At 74.5% G+C, this 381-nt stretch carries 1 protein-coding gene; it reads right to left on the bottom strand.

All coding sequences use genetic code 11. The annotated features are described in order from the left end of the window. Positions 1 to 19 precede the first annotated feature (19 nt). Positions 20 to 253, bottom strand: coding sequence for a transposase (locus C7C45_RS32865; protein WP_425271192.1), 234 nt, complete (start codon positions 251 to 253; stop codon positions 20 to 22). Positions 254 to 381 lie beyond the last annotated feature (128 nt).

Raw genomic sequence — 381 nt, 5'->3', positions numbered from 1 at the left:
CGATCTGTGAGTGGGGTTGTCAAGAGGTGCGGTGGTGGGTGGTGATGATGCGGTAGAGCTGTCGGGCGATGTAGCGCTTGAGGCAGCGGGTGATTTCTCTGGTGGTGCGGCCTTCGGTGCGGCGGCGGTTGATGTAGTCGCGGGTTTCGGGGTGGATGCGGCGGCGGGTCAGGGCGATGGTGTGTAGGGCGCTGTTGAGGGTTCTGTCGCCGCCGCGGTTGAGGCGGTGTCGGTCGGTGCGGGCGCTGGCCACGGGGATGGGGGGGGGGGCGGCGGGGGGGGCGGGGGGGGCTTCTGAGGGGGGGCGGGCGGGGGGTGACCGCGGGGGGGGGGGGGGCGCGGGCGGGGTGGGGTCTGCTGCGGGGGCGGCGGTGGCGGGGG

It is taken from the genome of Micromonospora arborensis, assembly GCF_003205615.1.
Taxonomy (GTDB): domain Bacteria; phylum Actinomycetota; class Actinomycetes; order Mycobacteriales; family Micromonosporaceae; genus Micromonospora; species Micromonospora arborensis.
Note: the sequence above shows the minus strand (reverse complement) of the source record. Positions and strands in the feature narration are given on the sequence as shown.